Here is an 18889-nt window from a genome sequence, read left to right as displayed (position 1 = left end):
CCATGACCGAAGCAGTCATCGTCGCCGCCGCGCGCTCACCCATCGGCCGGGCGCGCAAGGGTTCGCTGGTCGACTTCCGCCCCGACGACCTCACGGCCCGGATCGTGCGCGCGGCGCTGGACAAGGTGCCCGAGCTGGACCCGGGCGAGATCGACGACCTCATGCTGGGTTGCGGTCTGCCCGGCGGCGAGCAGGGCTTCAACATGGCGCGGGTGGTCGCCGTGCAGCTCGGCTACGACCGGCTGCCGGGCACCACGATCACCCGCTACTGCTCCTCCAGCCTGCAGACCACCCGGATGGCGATGCACGCCATCAAGGCCGGCGAGGGCGACGTGTTCATCAGCGCCGGTGTCGAGATGGTGTCCCGCTACGCCAAGGGCAACTCCGACACCCTGGAGGACACCAGGAACCCGCTGTTCGATGAGGCGCAGGCGCGCACCCAGCGGGTCGCCGAGCAGGGCGCGGACGCCTGGACCGATCCGCGCGAGCTCGACCTGCTGCCCGACGTCTACATCCCGATGGGCCAGACCGCGGAGAACCTGGCCCGGCTCAAGGGCATCAGCCGCGACGAGATGGACGACTTCGGCGTCCGCTCGCAGAACCTCGCGGAGAAGGCGATCGCCAACGGCTTCTGGGCCCGCGAGATCACCCCGGTCACCACCCCGTCCGGCCAGGTCGTCGACGCCGACGACGGGCCGCGGCCGGGGGTCACCAAGGAGGGCGTGGCCGGGCTCAAGCCGGTGTTCCGGCCGGACGGCCGGGTGACCGCGGCCAACTGCTGCCCGCTCAACGACGGTGCGGCCGCACTGGTGATCATGAGCGACGTGAAGGCGAAGCAGCTCGGCATCACCCCGCTGGCGCGGATCGTGTCCACCGGCGTGTCCGGCCTGTCGCCGGAGATCATGGGTCTCGGGCCGGTCGAGGCGTCCAAGCAGGCCCTGGCGCGAGCCGGGATGGGCATCGGTGACATCGACCTGGTGGAGATCAACGAGGCGTTCGCCGCCCAGGTCATCCCGTCCTACCAGGACCTCGGGATCCCGCTGGAGAAGCTGAACGTCAACGGCGGTGCGATCGCGGTGGGCCACCCGTTCGGCATGACCGGTGCCCGGATCACCACGACGCTGCTCAACTCGTTGCAGTGGCACGACAAGCAATTCGGCCTGGAGACGATGTGCGTCGGCGGCGGCCAGGGCATGGCGATGGTCGTCGAGCGCTTGAGCTGACCCGCGAAGAAGGGGCCCCTCGCCGCGCGGCGAGGGGCCCCTTCTCGTCAGGTGGCCGGGGTCTGTTCCGCGAGCCGCGGCAGCCGCCCCGTCATTCGGTGAGCGGCCGCACCGCCGGCGGAACACCGTCTAGTCGCTCTGCAGGTACGAGAACAAGCGCAGGAACTCCAGGTACAGCCAGACCAGGGTGGTCATCAGGCCGAAGGCGATGTACCAGGCGAACCGGGAGTCCACGCCGCTGCGGATGGCGCGGTCCGCGGCGTCGAAGTCGAGCAGGAAGCTGAACGCCGCGATGCCGATGCACAGCAGGCTGAACGCGATCCCGAGCCCGGTGGGCTGGCGCAGCCCCAGGCCGCCGTCGATGAAGAAGCTCATCAACAGGTTGACCAGCATCAGCACCGCGACACCGGCGATCGCGCCGATGATCCACTTCGTCAGCTTCGGGGTGACCCGGATCGCACCGGTCTTGTAGACCACCAGCATCGCCGCGAACACGCCGAGCGTGCCGGCCACCGCCTGCACGATCACGCCCGGGCCGAGCGCCCGGGCGAACATGTTCGCGAACACGTAGCTGATACCGCCGAGGAACACGCCCTCGACCAGCGAGTAGGCGATCACCAGCGCGGGGCTGACCTTCTTGCGGAAGACGATCACCAGCGAGATCACGAAGCCGATGAGCGCCGCGGGGAGCGCGAGCCCGGGGGCCGCGGCGAGGTAGGTCAGCGTGCCCGTGAGCGCGGTGAGGACGAGCGTGATCGCCGTCTTGGTGACCACGTCGTCGATCGTCATCGGGCGGGCGGCCTGAGCGGCGGGCGCCTGGCCGAAGGGAGAGCCCTGACCGGTCCGCCCGTAGTCGAAGTTCGCGTACCCGCCGCCGGTGGGCAGGTTCTTGAACGCAGGGTTGCTGGTTGTGCGCAACTCATCCTCCTCGGCGTGCTTGCGCCGTCACCGGGAACAACGGCCGAGAGGGCCGGTCGGTTCCCGCTCGGTAAAGCGAACTTTACCTTCCGGGTCGGGGTCGGCCCCACCACATCGGAAACTACTCCGCCCCGCTCCCCCGGCCCGGCGAGGCGGATAACGATCACGTTGCGTCGCCAACCGGGCGACATCCCTGCGACCAGTGACGACGCCGTGGAGCCATCCGGCTCACAGACACGGCCGGAGGAGTGACCACGGCGGCTGGGAATGCGAATTCATCCACGCAGGGTGATCACATCAGTCCACCGTATGACCTCTTGTGAGCACGTTCCGTGATCGGAAATATCGCCTGGGGCGCCCTGGGGCTTCTGGTCGGGGTCCCGCGACGGCGCGGAACGAGCACCCGGCGCCCTCCTTTCGGATCTCCGCAACCGGAACTGGAGCTTGCATGCGCATGTTCAGAAAGCTGGTCACGGCGGTGCTCGGCACCGTCGTGCTCGCCGGGGGCTCGCTGCTGGCGGTCCCGGGCGCCGCGAACGCCGCCCCGCAGGAGGGCATCGGGCACGAGACCCGGCCCGGCCAGCCCTACGGCGGCCGCGACCGCTCCCGCGACTGGCTCGGCTCCTACCTGGTCAACGGCGAGCAGGTCTGGTGCGTGCAGTTCGCGCTCACCGCGCCCGACAGCCACGAGGAGTACCGGCCCGGCGACGCGCTGAAGACCAAGTGGGGCACCCCGCTGCCCGACGGCGTCGCGGCGAACATCTCCTACCTGCTGCTGCGCTACGGCACCACCAAGTCCCCCGACGAGGCAGCCGCGCTGGCGCACCTGCTGCACTCCTGGACCGCCGCGCCGCGCAGCGCCGCCGACCTCGACCCGCGCAACGACTTCACCCGCATCGCCTACGACGCCGACTTCCACTACGCCAAGCTGCCGCAGGCCACCAAGGACGCCGTGGCCCGGCTGAAGAAGGAGGCCGAGGCCAACCGGGGCCCGTGGAAGGCCGAGCTGACCGCGCCGGAGGGCGAGCAGACCATCGGCAAGACCGCCGACTGGAAGCTGACCGTGCAGCGCACCGGCGGCAAGGGCATCGGCGACGTGCCCGTCAAGCTCACCGCCACCGACGCGAAGATCGAGGGCCTCGGCCCGGACGGCACCGCCACCACGCCCGCCGACGGCGGACCGCTGACCCTCAAGGTCACGCCCACCGGTCCGCACCCGCACGTCAGCGGCGAGCTGTCCGCACCCGCCGACCGCCCCTACGTGCGGCAGGCCGTCAACCAGCCGGACACCACCCAGCGCGTGGTGTCCACCGGCGGTGAGAAGCAGCTGACCGTCGAGGCGAAGGCCCAGGCCGTCACCGCGCCCGGCGCCGTGCACATCGGCAAGACCGACGCGCAGAGCAAGGCCGGGATCGCCGGGGTCGCGCTGCGCGTCACGGCCGCCGACGGCAAGCCCGCGATCCGCCAGGACGGCAGCCCGCTGCTCGGCGCCGACGGCAAGCCCGCCGTCATCACCACCGGCACCGACGGCACCGCGACCATCCCCGACCTGCGCACCCCGCAGGACATCCGGATCACCGAGGTCGCGCCCGCCCGCGGCTACGAGGAAGCCTTCGACGCGGCGAACCCGCCGAGCACCGCCGGCACCCTCCGGCCCGGTGACACGCTTGAGTTGAACCTGGTCAACAAGCCGAACACGCCGACCGTGCCGATCCACATCCCGGCCGGTGACCCGACGCCCGGCCCGACCTCCCCGGTCGGCCTGATCGCCCTCGGCGGTCTCGCGCTGACCACGGCCGCGGTCGGCGGTGCCGCGCTGCGGCGGCGCCTCGTCGCGGAGCAGCGCCGATGAGGGCACGTCTGATCGGACTGGCCGCGACGGTCCTCGTCGCGCTGGTCGCCGTCGTGGTGGCGGTGAGCCTGCTGGGCTCCGGGCCCGAGCGGCGGCCGGAAGCCGCCGGGCAGGCGCCCGCCGCGGCGCCGCGCGAGGGTGGCGCACCGCAGGCACCACCGGAGCAGGCGCAGGCCGCGGCCCCGCCGGCGCCACCCGCGCCGCGGCCCGCCGGGCAGCCGCCCGGCACCATCCGGCTGCCGCAGGGCGGCACGGCGGACCTGGTGCGCCGGGAGATCGACCGGTCCGGCACGCTGCCGATCCCGTCGGGCGTCCACGAGGCGACCTGGTGGGGCGCCGGTCTCGACGCGCCGCGAGGAGCCACGGTGCTCGCCGGGCACGTCAACTGGAAGGGCTCGGTCGGCCCGTTCGCCGAGCTCTGGCAGTCCCGGGCCGGACAGCTGGTCACCGTCGTCGACGACCACGGCCGCGAGTGGCGGTACCGGGTGTCCGACGTGGTCACCGTGCACAAGGACGAGCTGCCCGCCCGCGCGGCGGACCTGTTCGGCCAGGGCGGCGAGCACCGGCTGGTGCTGGTGACCTGCGGCGGGCGGTACGTCGGCGGCGGCCTCGGCTACGACGAGAACCGCATCGTCGTCGCCACACCCGCCTGACCGCGAACGACAGCAGGGCCGGTGGTCCCGCGAGACCACCGGCCCTGCTCGTCGTCGCTCAGCGGCGTTTCTTGCCCTTCTTCGCCGAGGAAGCCTGCTTGCCCGGGCGGTTCTTCTTGACGTTCGGCCGGCCTCCGGGCCGCCCGCCGCCGGACCGCTGCGGCTTGGCGCCGTTCTCGGTCGGCTCCGCCGACTTGGTGGCGGTGGCGGTCTCCGCCTTCTCCTCGGACGGCTCCTCGGACTTGCCGTTGTCGCGGACCGGCTTCTGACCGGGCTTGGGACGCGGCGCGGCCTTCTTCGCCTCGATCTCCCGCTCCCGTTCGCGTGCCTGCTCGCGGTCGATCTTGTTGGTCAGGAAGTGCTGCTGGCCCAGCGTCCAGAAGTTGTTCGCCAGCCAGTACAGCAGCACCGCGATCGGCAGGAACCAACCGGAGAAGATCGCACCGATCGGTGCCAGGAACATCATGAACTTGCCCATCATGGCCGACTGGGGGTTGGCCATGGCCGCCTCGGTCTGCCGCCGCACCGACATCCGCATGGTGAAGAACGTGGCCACCGACGCGACGATCATCAGCGGGATGCCGACGATCATCATGTGCGTGCGGTCGGTGCCGAACAGGGCGAGCTGGTCGGCGGGCTGGGTGATCCAGTTCGACAGCTTGGCGCCGAAGATGTCGGCGTTGATGAACGAGTCGACGCCTTCCTTGTCGAAGATGTAGTTGCTCTGCGCCCCCGGGTGGAAGTTGCGCAGCACGTGGAACAGGCTCAGGAAGACCGGGATCTGCAGCACCGCGGGCAGGCAGCCGCCGAGCGGGTTCACCCCGTGCTCGGACTGCAACTTCTGCATCTCCTGCGCCATGCGCTGGCGGTCGTTCTTGTACTTCTCGCGCAGCTTCTGGATCTGCGGCGCGAACTTCTGCATCTTCCGCGCCGACCGCAACTGGCTGATCGCCGGCTTCAGCAGCACCGTGCGCAGCGAGAACACCAGGAAGAACACCGAGAGCGCCCAGGCGAACCCGTTGTCCGGCCCGAGTACGGTGCCGAAGACCTTGTGCCAGAACCACAAGATCGCCGACACCGGGTAGTACAGGACGTCGAAAATCTGACCCACTCGATCACTCCTGGTCATCGCCCGGTGTGCATCGTCACCGGGGCGTGCCTGCCTCGCCGGACCGGCGGTCATCGCACTGCAGGCCCAGCCATACCAGGGTGCCATCGGCAGTGGTACGGCCGTCCACCACCCCGGCGAGCGCGGCGCCGCGCACCCGCGGGACGATTCGGCGGTGGCCGAGGAGAGCAGGAGCGGCAGCACGCTCACGGTGCTGGTCGCCCTGGGCATCAACCTGGGCATCGCGGCGATGAAGGCGGTGGCGGGGGTCGTCACCGGCTCGGCGGCGATGTTGTCCGAGGCGGGGCATTCGGTGGCCGACACCTGCACCGAGGTGTTCCTGCTCACAGCGCTGCGCCGGTCCCGCCGCCCGGCCGACGCGCGCCACCCCTTCGGCTACGGCAAGGAGCGGTACTTCTGGTCGCTGATCGCGGCGATCAGCATCTTCGTCTCCGGCGCGGTGTTCGCGTTCGCCGAGGGCGTGCGGACCCTCGCCGGGCCCGCCGAGGAACAGGCCCGACCGCTGGTCGGCTACGTGGTCCTGGCGCTGGCGTTCGCGCTGGAGGCGGTGTCGTGGGTGCGGGCGATGCAGCAGGTGCGCGCCGAAGCCGCCGAGGACGGCGAATCGGTCATCGGCCACCTGCGCACCTCGGACGACCCGACGGTCAAGACGGTGCTGCTGGAGGACAGCGCCGCCCTGGTGGGCCTGCTGCTGGCGTTCGCCGGGCTGGGGTTGCACCAGCTCACCGGCTCGTCCACCTGGGACGGCGTCGCGTCGCTGGCGATCGGCGCCCTGCTGGCCGCCGTGGCGTACACGATGGCCCGCGCGAACCTCGGGCTGCTCATCGGCCAGCAGGCCGACCGCCGGCTGCTCTCCGCGGTGCGCCGCAGGTTGCAGGAGCAGCCGGAGGTCGACTTCGTGGTGGACGTGCTGTCCATGAACACCGGCACGAACCGGGTGCTGTTCTGCGCCCGCATCGACTTCTCCGCCGACCTGGACTCGACCGAACTGGAACGCGCCGTCGTCCGCATCGACTCGATGCTGCGCACCGAGTTCGACGAGCTGGACGAGGTGTTCCTGGAGCCGGTCCCGCGCAACGACCCCGAAATGCGCGCCCGCGTCCTCGCGAGGTACGGGCGCGTCCTCTAGCGCGTGTTCCATAAGCGGCGTGAGCCGCTTTCTCTTTCGGTGAGTGGTCTCGCCACTTGCACCGCCGCAGGTTCTCAGCGGTCGGCTCGCGAGGACAGCCCCTCCGCCGTGTATTGGACATGCAAAAGGAGGGGCTCCCGGAGCCGAGACGGCCGCTGAGGTTCCGCCACCGGCACCGCCACGCAAAGCGCTTCCGAAACACTCCCTAGCCGCTCAGCGCCGCAGCGCCCGGGCGATGATCCGCCCCGCGAACAGGTAGACCGCGGCCGCCAGCAGGTAGTTCAGCACCACGCCGATCGTCGCGTCCTGCGGCGTGAACACGTCCCCCAGTCCGAACACGAAGAACTTCGCGGTCGAGTACACGAACGAGACGAACCCGCTGTTCTGGTTCGCCCCCACCACCACGAAGATCACGTGCAGTACGAAGACCAGCGAGATCAGCCCGCTGAGGATCTGGATCGTGCGCCCGATGCCGTCGGCGCTGGGCCACGGGAACCGGTCCGCGTGCCGCTCCCGCCGGGGCTCGCGGTACGGCTCCGGTTCCGGCTCGCGGTAGCGGTCGTCCCGCCGCCGGTCCCGGCGCCCGCGCTCGGGGTACCGGTCCCGGTGGTCGTCGTACGGGTCGTCGTCGTAGTCGTCGTAGTAGGGCGGCTCGTCGTCGTAGTACGGCTCCGGTTCGCGGTAGCGGTTCCGCAGCTCCGGCTCCGGGTAGGGCTCCGGCTCGGGATCGAGCCGCTGCTGGATCCGCGTCGCCGGGTACTGCGGCGGCTGGGCCGCGGCCTGCTGCGGCGGTGCGGCCGGTGGCTGCGGCGGTGGTTGCGGGGGTCGCACCGGCTGCTGCGCCGGGGGTTGCTGCCCGGCCGGGGGCATCGGCGGCTGCACCGGGGGTCCCGGAGCCGCCGGGGGCTGCACGGGTGCCTGCCCGACCTTGGCCGTCTGCTGCTGCCCCGGCGGTGCCGGCGGCGGGGTCTGTCCCCCTGGGCCGGGCGGTCCCGGCCGTTGACCCGGCGGCGGCCCCTGCCCCGGGGACTGTCCCGGTGCGGGTGGTTGCCCCTGCGCGGGCGGCTGACCCGCCGGCGGCGGTCCCTGCGCGGGCGGTTGTGCCGGTGCGGGCGGCGGTCCCTGCGGGTGCGGCGCGGCCGGTCCCGGCCGACCGGGCGGCACCGGTCCGCCCTCCTGCTGCGGCGGCCGTCCCTGCGGCCCGGGTCCCGCCTGCTGCGCCCCGCCCTGTTGCTGCGGCGGTGCTCCGGAAGGCGGTCCCTGCCGCTCCGGTCCCGCCTGACCAGCCCCCTGCGGCCGACCGGATCGTGGATCTGCGCGCTCGTACGCCATGGCCGCGGATTGTCGCGGCGATCACCTCGCGGCGAAAGCCCCCACCCACAACCCGCCCCGATGAGACGCGCCACAGGGGGCTTGTCAGCCGGACCGCCCCGGCCGGTCGAACTTCCCCCGCACCTCTTCGGCGACGTTCGGATTCCCCGTCGCCTCGATCAACTTCGCGAACCGGTGCGCGGTCACGACTCCGCGAACAGCAGAGCCGGCGCTGTTCGTCGCCGGTGCCGCGCGGCGATGTCGGAACGCGCGGCTGCCCGCGCGTTCCGACTGCTGCTCGCGCGAGCCGCTACAGCCCGCAGGAGCCGCGGTCGAGGCGGAAGAACCTGGCGTTGGCCCAGCGGCAGAGCCAGATCCCGGTGGCCACCCCCGCGATCGTGACGAGTGCGGGCAGGTACCCGCCGGCCACCTGGATGATCGGGATCGCCGGGCAACCGCCCGAGAGCGCCCAACCCGTCCCGAACAGCACCCCTCCGGGGATCACGCCGCCGTGGATCCGACCCGGAGAGCGGCGGACCCCGACCACGGCGAAGACGACAACGATGATCGCCACGGCACCGGCGAAGGCGTACAGCATGCGCGGATCCTGGAACGTGAACATGCGGTTCAGCTCCGCGTAGTCGCCGAAGCCGATGTTGGCGACGACGAAGCCCAACGCCAACCCGGTGATGATGTTGGCGACGAGCACTGCTCCCCTGGTGCGCATCAGATCACCTTCCACAGCAGGAACGACACCCCGACGGCGGTGCCGAAGAAGACGGCGGTCGCGACGAGGCTCACCGGACGCAGCCGACCGCAGCCGCTGAGCCCGTGCCCGGAGCTGCAGCCCCCGGCGAGGCGGGTGCCGAAACCGACCAGCACGCCGCCGACGAACAGCACCGCGATCATGGTGGTCGGGTCGGCGGTGACGAGGTGGCGGAAGCCGGCGCCCATGTCCCAGCGGAGCTGGAACCGGCCGCCGATGACCGCCGCCACCCAACCGCCGATGAAGATCGACACGAGCAGCGCGAACTGGGTGATCACCGGCGTCGGCCGCGGGGGCGCGGACGAGCCTTCGTCCTCGGCCGGTGCCGGGGCGGGCGCGTCCTGCCGCGCGGGGGGTGCGCCGAACTCCTCGGCGGTGGCGGTGGCCAGCGCGTTGACGAGCGCGTCGTCGTTCGCGAAGCGGGCTTCCTCCCGTTCGATGCGCCGTTCGGCTCGCCAGTGCAGCACGCGGTCCCACGCCGTCGAGACGCCGAGGGACCGGTCCGTGATGAGTGTGTAGTTGATGGTGACGAGGGCGAGCCCGGTCGCGCCCGCCCACCAGGGCCAGTAGTTGCTCATGCGGGACCTCTCAACCATGCGGCGACACGGCTCCACCAGCCGTCCTTCGCCTGCTTCCTGCTCCGGCCGGGCTGTTCCGCCGCGCGTGCGGCGTCGTCCCTGCGGCCTGGTGGCTCGGTCCTCCCGGGCGGCGGCTGACCCGCCGAAGAGGGCCGCGCCGGTTCGGTGCGCGGGACCGGGGCGTGTCCTTGCGGCTGCGTTTCCGCGACTGACCGGCTCGCCTCCGCGGCCGCGCGGTTCGCCTCCGCGGCCGCCTGGTCCGCCTCAGCGATCTCCCGGAGGTGCTGCGCGTCCCGCCCGTTGGGGAGCAGCGAGATCGGCACCGGCCGTCCCGTCAGCGCCACCTTGTAGCGCGCGCAGTCCAACCAGCGGTCCTCGCTGTCGCAGTAGTAGTCCCGCCAGCCCCGCAGGCTCGCCCTGAGGTAGGGGAACAGGGGGCATTCGCCAGCGTGGGTGCAACCCACGTCTCTCCGATCTGATCGGCGCACGCCCCCGGCCGGGAGGGGGCGACGTGGCGCGATCCGGTCGTTCTTTCCGTGCAGAGCCCGGCCGGGTGACCGGGTGGCGTCGCGAGAACTGCTGCCGCGACACCACCCGGTGCAGGTTCGTTCGGTTTGATCACCCTGATTTCCGCACTCGTTACCAGCCGCCCGAGCACCGGGAAGCGCCTCGAAAACCGTTGGCAATCAGGCACTTTCCCGAAAGATCCACAGCGGGACCGTGCGGTTTTCAGCAATTTGGTTAGCGCACCGTTATGCGAACGTTCCCGCATCGTTGGCGAGCGCGGCGCGGCGAGACCCGCCGCCGCGGTGGTTCCCCGGCCCCGCGTCGCCGGATACGCGGCGGCCGGCGGACTGTCGCGGAACGCGATCCCGGCCCAGCTGCGGCAGGCGGTGGGGAGCGGAAAGCCCACGTAGCGCGCGTGGCCCGGAACGGCGAGCCCGTGCTGCTCATGGGGCGCTCCTGCTGGGCGTGCAGCCGGATCGCACCGCCCGACCGTCCGGCATCGAGGTCCACGCCGCCCGCAGCAGGGCATCGAACGGCTCACCGCAGTGCAACGGCGAGAGCGCGCAGCACGCGCGCGGGATTCCTGCCCGCACCGACATCGGGCGGCGCAGCAGGGGCCTGGGAAGGATGGGTGCCCCCGGTCGGGCTCGAACCGACACTCCGGCGATTTTAAGTCGCCTGCCTCTGCCAATTGGGCTACGGGGGCTCGGGGTGCGGCGTCAGTGCCGCTCGGATGCCGATAAGACGCACCGACTGTGCGCCCGGTTCCCCGCGGGCGGAAACCTCTGATCGGAGCAACGCGGGCGGGGCATCAGCGGCCCCTGCCGGTGAGCGCGGCGGAGGCCGCCAGATCCGCGAAGCGGTCGCGGACCCAGGTGTGGACCGCGTCGGTGACCGCTGCGTTCCCGGCCCGGTGCTCGAACCAGCGCCAGTCGCAGTTGACGTTGACTTCGAGGAAGACCCACTCGCCGGACACGTCGAGCAGGTCGAAGGCGGCGACGCTCAGGCGCCAGTAGCGGCAGAGGGCGAGCACGCGCGCCGCGAGGTCGGCGGGCACCTCGGCGGGTTCGACCGCGACTTCGTCCGGGTCGGCCCACAGCTGCGCGGGGTCGAGCTTGCGCACCAGGTAGCCGATCACCCGGTCGCCGACGACGAAGACGCGCAGTTCCCGCTGCGCGTCGAGGTGCTGCTGGACCAGGACCGGGGCGGGTTCCCGCGCTTCGGCCGAGCGCCGGATGTCCAGCGGTTGCGGGAAGAGGCCGCGCAGCGCGCCCGGTTCGGGTTCGAGGAGGTGGTGGCCCGCGGTCTTGACGATGCAGCGCGCACCGCCCGGTTTGCTGCGGCCCGGCATGGTGGTCACGACGGTGCGCGGCACGCGGAGCCCGAACGACTCGGCGTCGCGCAGCTGGGTCAGCCGGTCGAGGTGTTCGCTGGACCGCACCGGGTTGACCTGTTCCCAGTCGCCGCGGCAGGCCAGCCAGTTCGACACCGCCTTCCACTGCTCCCGCACGTAGGCGCCGTGGACGGTGGTGGGGTCCACGGGCAGGGCCGTGATGTCGAAGTGGCGGCGCCAGACCAGGACCGGGCGCAGCAGCCAGCGCCCGAACTCCAGCAGCGGGGTGTCCGTGTAGACGGTGAGCGCGAGGTCGAGGCAGCGGTCCGCGTCGATGCGTACCATGCGGATGTCGTGTTCGGCCAGCGCCAGCGACAGCTCGTTCATCTCCATGTCGGCGGCGCGTGCCATGACGAGCACGCACGGCACCGGGTCACCGGGCCCCTCGGCGACCAGGTCGGCCTGGTAGACGCGTTCCTGGAAGTCGAGCGCGGTGTTCGGGGAGCGGAAGAAGTAGTCCTGCCCTTGCAGCAGCACGGGTGTGGGCCGCAGGGAAGGCGGGGCGTCGGAGTCGGCAGACCGACCTCCGGCCTCGCTCATGGTCAGTCGTCCTTTTTCCGGTACACCCGGGACGCGTCGCGGTAATCGGCGGCGAACTCGGCGAGCGGCCCTTCGTCGACAGCGCCGCTGCGCACCAGCGCGGCGAGCTCCTTCAGTGTCAAGGAATTCACCCCTTGCCCGCGCATGAAGCATCCTTTCAGGTGAAGACAGTCACAAAGTCTTCGTTTTCCCACTACGGACTGTCAAGGATAGCGGTTCGCTCTGTCGCCCGCACGGAGCACGTGTGACGAAACGAGAATGCCGCGTGCCGACGTTGGCACGCGGCTTCCAGGAAGGAGACGATCAGCTCTCGGCAGCGCGCTGGAAGGCGTCGCGCGGGTTCTGGATCTGCCCCATGGACACCGCCTCGCGCTTGAACAGGAAGGCGAGCGTCCAGTCGATGACGATCCGCATCTTGCGGTTGAACGTGGGCATCCGGCTCACGTGGTACGTGCGGTGCATGAACCAGGCGATGAAGCCCTTGGCCTTGAAGCCGTAGACGTCCGCGACGCCCTTGTACAGCCCCATGCCGGCGACCGAACCGGCGTACGGGTGGCGGTACTCCTTGGTCTGCTTGCCGCGCAGCGACGCCACGATGTTCTTGGCGAGCTGGTTGGCCTGCCGCACCGCGTGCTGCGCGTTCGGCACGCAGGTGGCCTTGGGGTCCTCGTCGGTCTTGGCCAGGTCCGGGACGGCCGAGCAGTCACCGGCGGCCCAGACGCCCGGCAGGCCCTCGACCTGCAGGTGCGCGGTGGCCTTGACCCGACCGCGCTCGTCCAGCGGCAGATCGCTGCTCTTGAGCACCGGGTTGGCCTTCACACCGGCGTTCCACACCAGGGTGTCGGTGTCGAACTCGGTGCCGTCGGACAGCACGGCGTGGCCGTCCTCGACCGATTTCAGGAAGGTGTTCAGGTAGACCTTGATGCCCCGCTCTTCGAGCGCCTTGACGACGTAGACGCCCATCTTCTCGCTGACCTCGGGCATCACGCGCCCGGCGGCCTCCACGAGCACCCAGGACATGTCCTCGGCCTTGACGGTCTCGTAGTAGCGGGTCGCGTACCGGGCCATGTCCTCCAGCTCGGCCAGCGCCTCGACACCGGCGAACCCGCCGCCGACGAAGGTGAAGGTCAGCAGCCGCTTGCGCAGCTCCTCGTCGTCGGTGTTGGCCGCGGCGTCCATCTTGGCCAGCACGTGGTTGCGCAGGTAGATGGCCTCGCCGACGGTCTTGAGCCCGATGCCCTGCTCGGCCAGGCCGGGGATCGGCAGCAGTCGCGACACCGAACCGAGGGCCACGACCAGGACGTCGTAGGCGAGGGTCTCGGTGCCGGTCTGCGGGTTCTCGACCGTAACGAGCTTCTCGTCGTGCTTGATTTCGGTGACGGCAGCGGTGATCACATGGCACCGCTTCAACACTCGTCGCAGTGGCGCTACCACGTGGCGGGGTTCGACCGAGCCCGCTGCCGCTTCCGGGAGGAAGGGCTGGTAGGTCATGTGCGGCTGAGGATCGACGACCGTCACGGAAGCCTCACGACGCCCCAGCTTCTTCTGCAGCTGCAGAGCCGTGTACATGCCGACGTAACCGCCGCCGAGGATGAGAATCCGCGTGGGATCGGATTTACCAGCCATGCCTTCATGGTCGCACCAGTGACCGACGCAGCGCTGCGCCGACCCCCCTTAATGTGATGCCAGTCGCGAGTGGCGTCGATCACGATCAACGCGCTGTGCGCATCCAAACGCGCTGCGTATGCGCAGGTCTCGGACCTACGTGAGGGTGGGCGGTGACGTGGTGTCGCGATGACGCCACGCGAGGTGTCAATGGCTGGCTTGGAGCCACACTACCGAATCTTTGGTCGAGATGTCGCGCAACTTCTGTGACCTTCCTCAGCACGGGCATTCCGGGCGCGGAATCCGGACGAGCGGACCGCGCTGCCCGGTGCGCACGTCCGCTGGACCTCTCCGGCACCGAGATCGCCGGACCCGCCCCGAGCCGCTCGGGGAACGGGCGCCCGAAGGTCACCCCGAAGTACCCCACCTCGACGCTGGCGAGGTGCTTGACCAGTCCGAGCAGGTTGGTCCCGGTCGGCGTCAGCGGGCGGCGGACGTCGTACTCGGAGAGGCCATCGAGCTTCCACAGCAGCGCCTCGCGGCCGGCCTGCAGGTAGAGGTGGAGAGCCGCCTTCGGATCAGATCCCGTCATGCCGAACACCATGGCACCGCGCACCGACAGCGGGGCCCGGGTCTCTCGCGCTCGTGGATCCCCGGGACGCCCGTTGAGCCGCCCAGCGGTCCGCACCGGAGTCATCCCACCCCGGCCAGCTCCTTCGCGTGCTCCAGCACCCCGCGCAGCATCTCCGGCGTGAGCTTGCCGGTGAAGGTGTTCTGCTGGCTGACGTGGTAGCAGCCGAGGAGCTCCAGGTCGGCGCCGCCGTCGGTGGCGGCCAGGGTGGCGCGGGCGTCGTGGCCGAACTTCGGGCGGGGGCGCGGGATCTCCCACGAGGTGCCCGCCAGGACCGGCATCAGGGCCTGCCAGCCGAACGCGCCGAGGACGACGACCACCCGCAGCGTCGGCCGCAGCAGGTCCAGCTCCCGGACCAGCCAGTGCGCGCAGGTGTCCCGCTCCTCGGTCGTCGGCTTGTTCGCCGGGGGCGCGCACCGGACCGGCGCGGTGATCCTGGTGTGGCGCAGGGAAAGTCCGTCGCCGAGGCCGACCGACTCGGGTTGGGACGCCAGCCCGACGTCGTGCAGGACGCGGAAGAGGACGTCGCCGGAACGGTCGCCGGTGAAGATCCGTCCGGTGCGGTTCCCGCCGTGCGCGGCCGGGGCCAGGCCGACGAGCGCGATCGAGGCGTCGGCGGGCCCGAAACCGGGCACCGGCCGCCCCCAGTAGTCCTGGTCGCGGAACGCCGCGCGCTTGACCCGCGCCACTTCCTCGCGCCATTCGACCAGGCGCGGGCAGGCGGTGCAGCGGGTGATCGCCTCGTCGAGTCCGGCGAGATCGCGCGCGTGCGGCGCCGCCTCCGCCGGGGCGCGCACCGGGTCGTCGATCAGCCGCGAGGTCATGCCCCCAAAGTGGCAGAAAAGCACGTCGGCGGCACGTACTGTGTCAATCATGGCAGCCAGTGACCAGACCTCCGACGAGACCAGGGAAAAGACGACCCCGGCCGAACCGGCCGACGACCTGGTCAGCACCCACCACTCCATCGCTGTCGACGGCACCGAGCTGTCCTACACCGCCACGACGGGCCGGATCGTGCTCCGCGAGGAGGTCGTCGCGGACGGCAAGTTCGAGGGCGCGCGCCCCAAGGCCGAGGTCTTCGTGACCTCCTACGTGGCCGACGGCGCCCCCGGCGACCGCCCGGTGACCTTCGCGTTCAACGGCGGCCCCGGCTCGTCGAGCGTCTGGCTGCACCTCGGCCTGCTGGGCCCGCGGCGCGTGGTGTCCGGCGACGCGGGAGCGCTCGCGCCCCCGCCGTACGGGCTGGTGGACAACCCGGAGACGTTGCTGGCGCACAGCGACCTGGTGTTCATCGACCCGGTTTCCACCGGGTACTCGCGGGCGGTGGAGGGCGGCGAGGCCGACGACTTCCACGGTTACCAGCGCGACATCGAGTCGGTCGGCGAGGTGATCCGGTTGTGGACCACCCGCAACGGCCGCTGGATGTCGCCGAAGTACCTGGCGGGCGAGTCGTACGGCACGCTGCGCGCGGCGGCGCTCGCCGAGCACCTGCAGACCCGGCACGGCCTCTACCCGAACGGCCTGCTGCTGATCTCGTCGGTGCTCGACATGGGCACGATCCGGTTCACCGAGGGCAACGACCTGCCGTACGCGCTGTACCTGCCGACCTACGCGGCGATCGCGCACCACCACGGCAAGCACGGCGACCGGCCGCTGCGCGAGGTCCTCGACGAGGCGGAGAAGTTCGCGAGCGGGGACTACCCGTGGGCGCTGGCGCGCGGCGCGCGGCTGAGCGCGTCCGAACGCGCGGACGTCGTGCGGCGGGTCGCCGAGCTGTCCGGGCTGTCCGAGGACTACGTGGACCGCGCGAACCTGCGGATCGAGCACCTGCGCTTCTTCACCGAGCTGCTGCGCGACCGGCGGCTGACCGTCGGCCGCATGGACGGGCGGTTCACCGGCTGGGAACCGGACGCCGCCGGGGAGCGGTTCACCGACGACCCCAGCATTTCCGGGATTCGCGGGGCGTACGCGGCGGCGATCAACCACTACGTCCGCGAGGAGCTGGACTACGTCAACGACCTGCCCTACGAGACGCTGAGCAGCCGCGTCCAGCCCTGGTCGTACAAGGAGTTCGAGGGCGCGAGCGTGTCGGTGGTCGACAAGCTCGGTGCCGCGATGCGCGCCAACCCGCACCTGCGGGTGCACGTCGGCTGCGGCTACACCGACGGCGCGACGCCGTACTTCGCGGCCGAGCACGTGCTCGCGCGGCTGGCGATTCCCGAGGAACTGCGGGAGAACATCGACGTCCGCTACTACTCGGCGGGCCACATGATGTACGTGCACGACGAGTCGCGCGTGCAGCAGTCCGCCGACCTCGCGGCGTTCGTGCGCAACCGTCCATAGCGGACTGCTCCCACGAAGGGCGCCACCACCTGTTCGGGTGGTGGCGCCCTTCTTTTCGACCTTCTCCCGTCGCAAGCCCGCGTCAGGATGTAGCATGTGTGCTACATCCTGACCGAGTGATGCGATGAGGAGGCCGAGGTCCATGTCATTGGGGGCGACCGCGGCGACCCGACCCGACGCTGAGACCGACGCGCAGACCGTGATCGACGTCCGCGACCTGCGGATGCGCTACGGCGACACCGAGGTGCTCGACGGCGCGTCGTTCCGGATGCGCCGCGGTGAGGTCGTCGCGCTGCTGGGCCCGAACGGAGCGGGCAAGACCACCACGATCGAGATCCTGGAGGGCTTCCGGATGCGCTCCGGCGGCCACGCCGAGGTCCTCGGCGTCGACCCGGCGCACGGCGACGAGTCCTGGCGGGCGCGGCTGGGCGTGGTGCTCCAGTCGTGGCGCGACCACGGCAAGTGGAAGGTGCGGGAGTTGCTGGCGCACTTCGGCGACTTCTACGCCCCGTACTCCACGCCCCGGCGTTCCCGTCCGTGGAACGTCGACGAACTCATCGACGCCGTCGGGCTGGCCGAGCACGCGACCAAGCGGATCGGGAAGCTGTCCGGCGGCCAGCGGCGCAGGCTCGACGTGGCGGTGGGCATCGTGGGCCGCCCGGAGCTGCTGTTCCTGGACGAGCCGACGGTCGGTTTCGACCCGCAGGCCCGCCGCGACTTCCACGACCTGGTGCACCAGCTGGCCGACGAGGACACCGCCGTCCTGCTGACCACCCACGACCTGGACGAGGCCGAGAAGCTCGCGGACCGCATCCTGATCCTGGCGGGCGGGCGGATCGTCGCCGAGGGCTCGCCCGACGAACTGTCCCGCCGGATCTCCTCGACCGCCGAGGTGAAGTGGTCGCACGACGGGCAGCGCTTCGTGCACTCGACCGACGCGCCCAACGAGTTCGTCCGCGACCTGTTCGCGCAGCACGGGGACGAGATCACCGACCTAGAGGTGCACCACGCGAGCCTGGAGGACGCCTACATGGCTCTGGTCCGCGCCTACGAGCAGGGCCGCCGCGACCTCACCACGCTGCCCACGACCGCGGAGGAGGACCGGTGAACGCGCACGCCGCCCGCATCGGGCTCAAGCGGGGCTGGACCGAGCTCCGGCAGACCGCCACCACCGGGCAGGACCTGCGGGGCTACCTGCTCCCCACGGTGATCCTGCTGTTCAGCATGTTCATGCAGCGCGACTCGAAGGTGCACGGCACCGCGTTCTCGCTGGGCACCATGATGCTCCCGGGAGTGCTCGGGCTGGTCGTCCTGTGGGGCGGTTTCCTGGCCGTGGCGCAGCAGCTCGCGGTCGAACGCGAGGACGGCACCCTGTTGCGCGCCAAGGCCCTCCCGAACGGGATGCCCGCCTACCTGATCGGCAAGATCGTCGTGGTCGGCGGCATGACCCTGATCAGCATGCTGATCATCCTGGTCCCGGGACTGCTGTTGTTCCCCGGACTGGACTTCGCCACACCGCAGTCCTGGACGACCCTGCTGTGGGTCGCGGTGCTGGGCATGGTGGCCTCCATGCCGCTCGGCGCGATCGCCGGCTCGTTCATCTCGAACCCGCGCAACCTCGGCCTGATCGTGCTGCCGATGATGGCGGTCATGATCGTCTCGGGCATCTTCTTCCCGATGGCGGTGCTCCCGGAGTGGTTGCAGTGGATCGCCCAGGTGTTCCCGATGTACTGGCTGGGCCTGGGCATGCGGTCAGCACTGCTGCCGGACAGCATGGCGGCGCTGGAGGTCGGCGGCTCCTGGCACCACCTGGAAACGGTCGCGGTGCTCGGCGTCTGGGCCGTGGTCGGTCTGGTCGTCGCACCCGTGGTGCTACGACGGATGGCACGCCGCGAGTCCGGCTCACGTGTCGCAGCACGCCGGGAGAAGGCGTTGCAGCGGACGACCTGAGGGCGAGGAGAGAAACCCACACGCCATGAGCGAAACGATCTACAACCGCATCGCGGTTCTGCGGGCGGAGCGCGGGATATCCCGTCGGCAGCTCGCCGAGGCTCTCGGCGTGCACTACCAGACGATCGGCTACCTGGAACGCGGCGAATACAGCCCGAGCCTCCACCTGGCGCTGCGCCTGGCCGAACACTTCGAAGTCCCGGTCGAGGTGATCTTTTCCACCCGCCCCTTCCCCCGCATCGGAAAAGCAGGCGCCTGACGGCGCAACAACGCCCCGGACCGCAACAACAGAAGTCCGCCGACCTCGCGGCGTTCGCGCATCAGCGTCCATAGTGGACAAACGACGGCGCCCGCCCGGCCG

The 18889-nt window shown here is 70.9% G+C and carries 16 protein-coding genes, 1 tRNA gene and 1 pseudogene; 8 read left to right on the top strand and 10 right to left on the bottom strand.

Features of this window, described 5'->3' with window-relative positions:
* Nucleotides 1-2 precede the first annotated feature (2 nt).
* Nucleotides 3-1223, top strand: a complete 1221-nt coding sequence (locus tag NV263_RS03535) for an acetyl-CoA C-acetyltransferase (RefSeq protein WP_263251025.1) — start codon at nt 3-5, stop codon at nt 1221-1223.
* 129 nt (nt 1224-1352) lie between these two features.
* Here the strand turns inward: NV263_RS03535 and NV263_RS03530 are convergent, their stop codons facing one another.
* Nucleotides 1353-2141 (bottom strand): Bax inhibitor-1/YccA family protein, encoded by a 789-nt coding sequence (locus tag NV263_RS03530; RefSeq protein WP_263251023.1) that lies wholly within the window; start codon nt 2139-2141, stop codon nt 1353-1355.
* A gap of 448 nt (nt 2142-2589) precedes the next feature.
* Here NV263_RS03530 and NV263_RS03525 point away from each other — a divergent pair, with 448 nt between their 5' ends.
* Nucleotides 2590-3993: an MSCRAMM family protein gene (locus NV263_RS03525; protein WP_263251022.1), complete on the top strand. Its 1404-nt coding sequence runs from the start codon at nt 2590-2592 to the stop codon at nt 3991-3993.
* Nucleotides 3990-4646: a class F sortase gene (locus tag NV263_RS03520; RefSeq protein ID WP_263251021.1), complete on the top strand. Its 657-nt coding sequence runs from the start codon at nt 3990-3992 to the stop codon at nt 4644-4646. The genes NV263_RS03525 and NV263_RS03520 overlap by 4 nt, the downstream gene beginning before the upstream one ends.
* Nucleotides 4647-4704: 58 nt before the next feature.
* Here NV263_RS03520 and yidC read toward each other — a convergent pair whose 3' ends face one another.
* Nucleotides 4705-5748 (bottom strand): membrane protein insertase YidC, encoded by a 1044-nt coding sequence (gene yidC / locus NV263_RS03515; RefSeq protein WP_263254034.1) that lies wholly within the window; start codon nt 5746-5748, stop codon nt 4705-4707.
* A gap of 181 nt (nt 5749-5929) precedes the next feature.
* On the opposite strand from yidC, the gene NV263_RS03510 reads away from it, so the two are divergent.
* Complete coding sequence (locus tag NV263_RS03510; protein WP_263251020.1) at nt 5930-6904, top strand: cation diffusion facilitator family transporter; 975 nt, start codon at nt 5930-5932, stop codon at nt 6902-6904.
* A 213-nt stretch (nt 6905-7117) separates the two neighbouring features.
* Here the strand turns inward: NV263_RS03510 and NV263_RS03505 are convergent, their stop codons facing one another.
* The 8 genes and pseudogenes from NV263_RS03505 to NV263_RS03470 all read right to left on the bottom strand — a co-directional run bounded on the left by NV263_RS03505 (nt 7118) and on the right by NV263_RS03470 (nt 15059).
* Nucleotides 7118-7786 (bottom strand): hypothetical protein, encoded by a 669-nt coding sequence (locus tag NV263_RS03505; RefSeq protein ID WP_263251018.1) that lies wholly within the window; start codon nt 7784-7786, stop codon nt 7118-7120.
* A 739-nt stretch (nt 7787-8525) separates the two neighbouring features.
* On the bottom strand, nt 8526-8942 hold the full coding sequence (locus tag NV263_RS03500) for a YeeE/YedE thiosulfate transporter family protein (RefSeq protein ID WP_263251016.1): 417 nt from the start codon (nt 8940-8942) through the stop codon (nt 8526-8528).
* Complete coding sequence (locus NV263_RS03495) at nt 8942-9559, bottom strand: YeeE/YedE family protein (RefSeq protein ID WP_263251014.1); 618 nt, start codon at nt 9557-9559, stop codon at nt 8942-8944. The genes NV263_RS03500 and NV263_RS03495 overlap by 1 nt, the downstream gene beginning before the upstream one ends.
* A 1139-nt stretch (nt 9560-10698) precedes the next feature.
* Nucleotides 10699-10772 (bottom strand) — tRNA-Leu (locus tag NV263_RS03490).
* Nucleotides 10773-10877: 105 nt separating this feature from the next.
* On the bottom strand, nt 10878-11999 hold the full coding sequence (locus NV263_RS03485) for an ATP-grasp domain-containing protein (RefSeq protein WP_263251011.1): 1122 nt from the start codon (nt 11997-11999) through the stop codon (nt 10878-10880).
* Between the two features lie 303 nt (nt 12000-12302).
* Entirely contained in the window at nt 12303-13625 is a 1323-nt protein-coding gene (locus NV263_RS03480) for an NAD(P)/FAD-dependent oxidoreductase (protein ID WP_263251009.1), read from the bottom strand.
* 364 nt (nt 13626-13989) lie between these two features.
* Nucleotides 13990-14196, bottom strand: a pseudogene (locus NV263_RS03475) (mycothiol transferase); the annotation flags it as partial.
* A 101-nt stretch (nt 14197-14297) separates the two neighbouring features.
* On the bottom strand, nt 14298-15059 hold the full coding sequence (locus NV263_RS03470) for a uracil-DNA glycosylase (RefSeq protein WP_263251008.1): 762 nt from the start codon (nt 15057-15059) through the stop codon (nt 14298-14300).
* Nucleotides 15060-15108: 49 nt separating this feature from the next.
* Between NV263_RS03470 and NV263_RS03465 the strand changes: the two genes are divergently transcribed.
* The 4 genes from NV263_RS03465 to NV263_RS03450 all read left to right on the top strand — a co-directional run bounded on the left by NV263_RS03465 (nt 15109) and on the right by NV263_RS03450 (nt 18787).
* Nucleotides 15109-16578, top strand: coding sequence for a S10 family peptidase (locus tag NV263_RS03465; protein ID WP_263251007.1), 1470 nt, complete (start codon nt 15109-15111; stop codon nt 16576-16578).
* A gap of 223 nt (nt 16579-16801) precedes the next feature.
* A complete protein-coding gene (locus tag NV263_RS03460; protein WP_263254032.1) occupies nt 16802-17686 on the top strand; it encodes an ABC transporter ATP-binding protein in 885 nt (294 codons plus the stop codon).
* Nucleotides 17683-18528, top strand: a complete 846-nt coding sequence (locus NV263_RS03455; protein WP_263251006.1) for an ABC transporter permease — start codon at nt 17683-17685, stop codon at nt 18526-18528. The genes NV263_RS03460 and NV263_RS03455 overlap by 4 nt, the downstream gene beginning before the upstream one ends.
* Before the next feature lie 25 nt (nt 18529-18553).
* Nucleotides 18554-18787 carry a helix-turn-helix transcriptional regulator gene (locus NV263_RS03450; RefSeq protein WP_263251004.1) on the top strand — a complete coding sequence of 78 codons (234 nt, stop codon included), beginning with the start codon at nt 18554-18556 and terminating at the stop codon, nt 18785-18787.
* Nucleotides 18788-18889: the final 102 nt, after the last annotated feature.

The sequence above is a fragment of the Saccharopolyspora rosea genome, assembly GCF_025643595.1.
In the GTDB taxonomy this organism is placed as follows: Bacteria; Actinomycetota; Actinomycetes; order Mycobacteriales; family Pseudonocardiaceae; genus Saccharopolyspora; species Saccharopolyspora rosea.
This window is presented reverse-complemented; position numbering and strand designations above follow the sequence as displayed.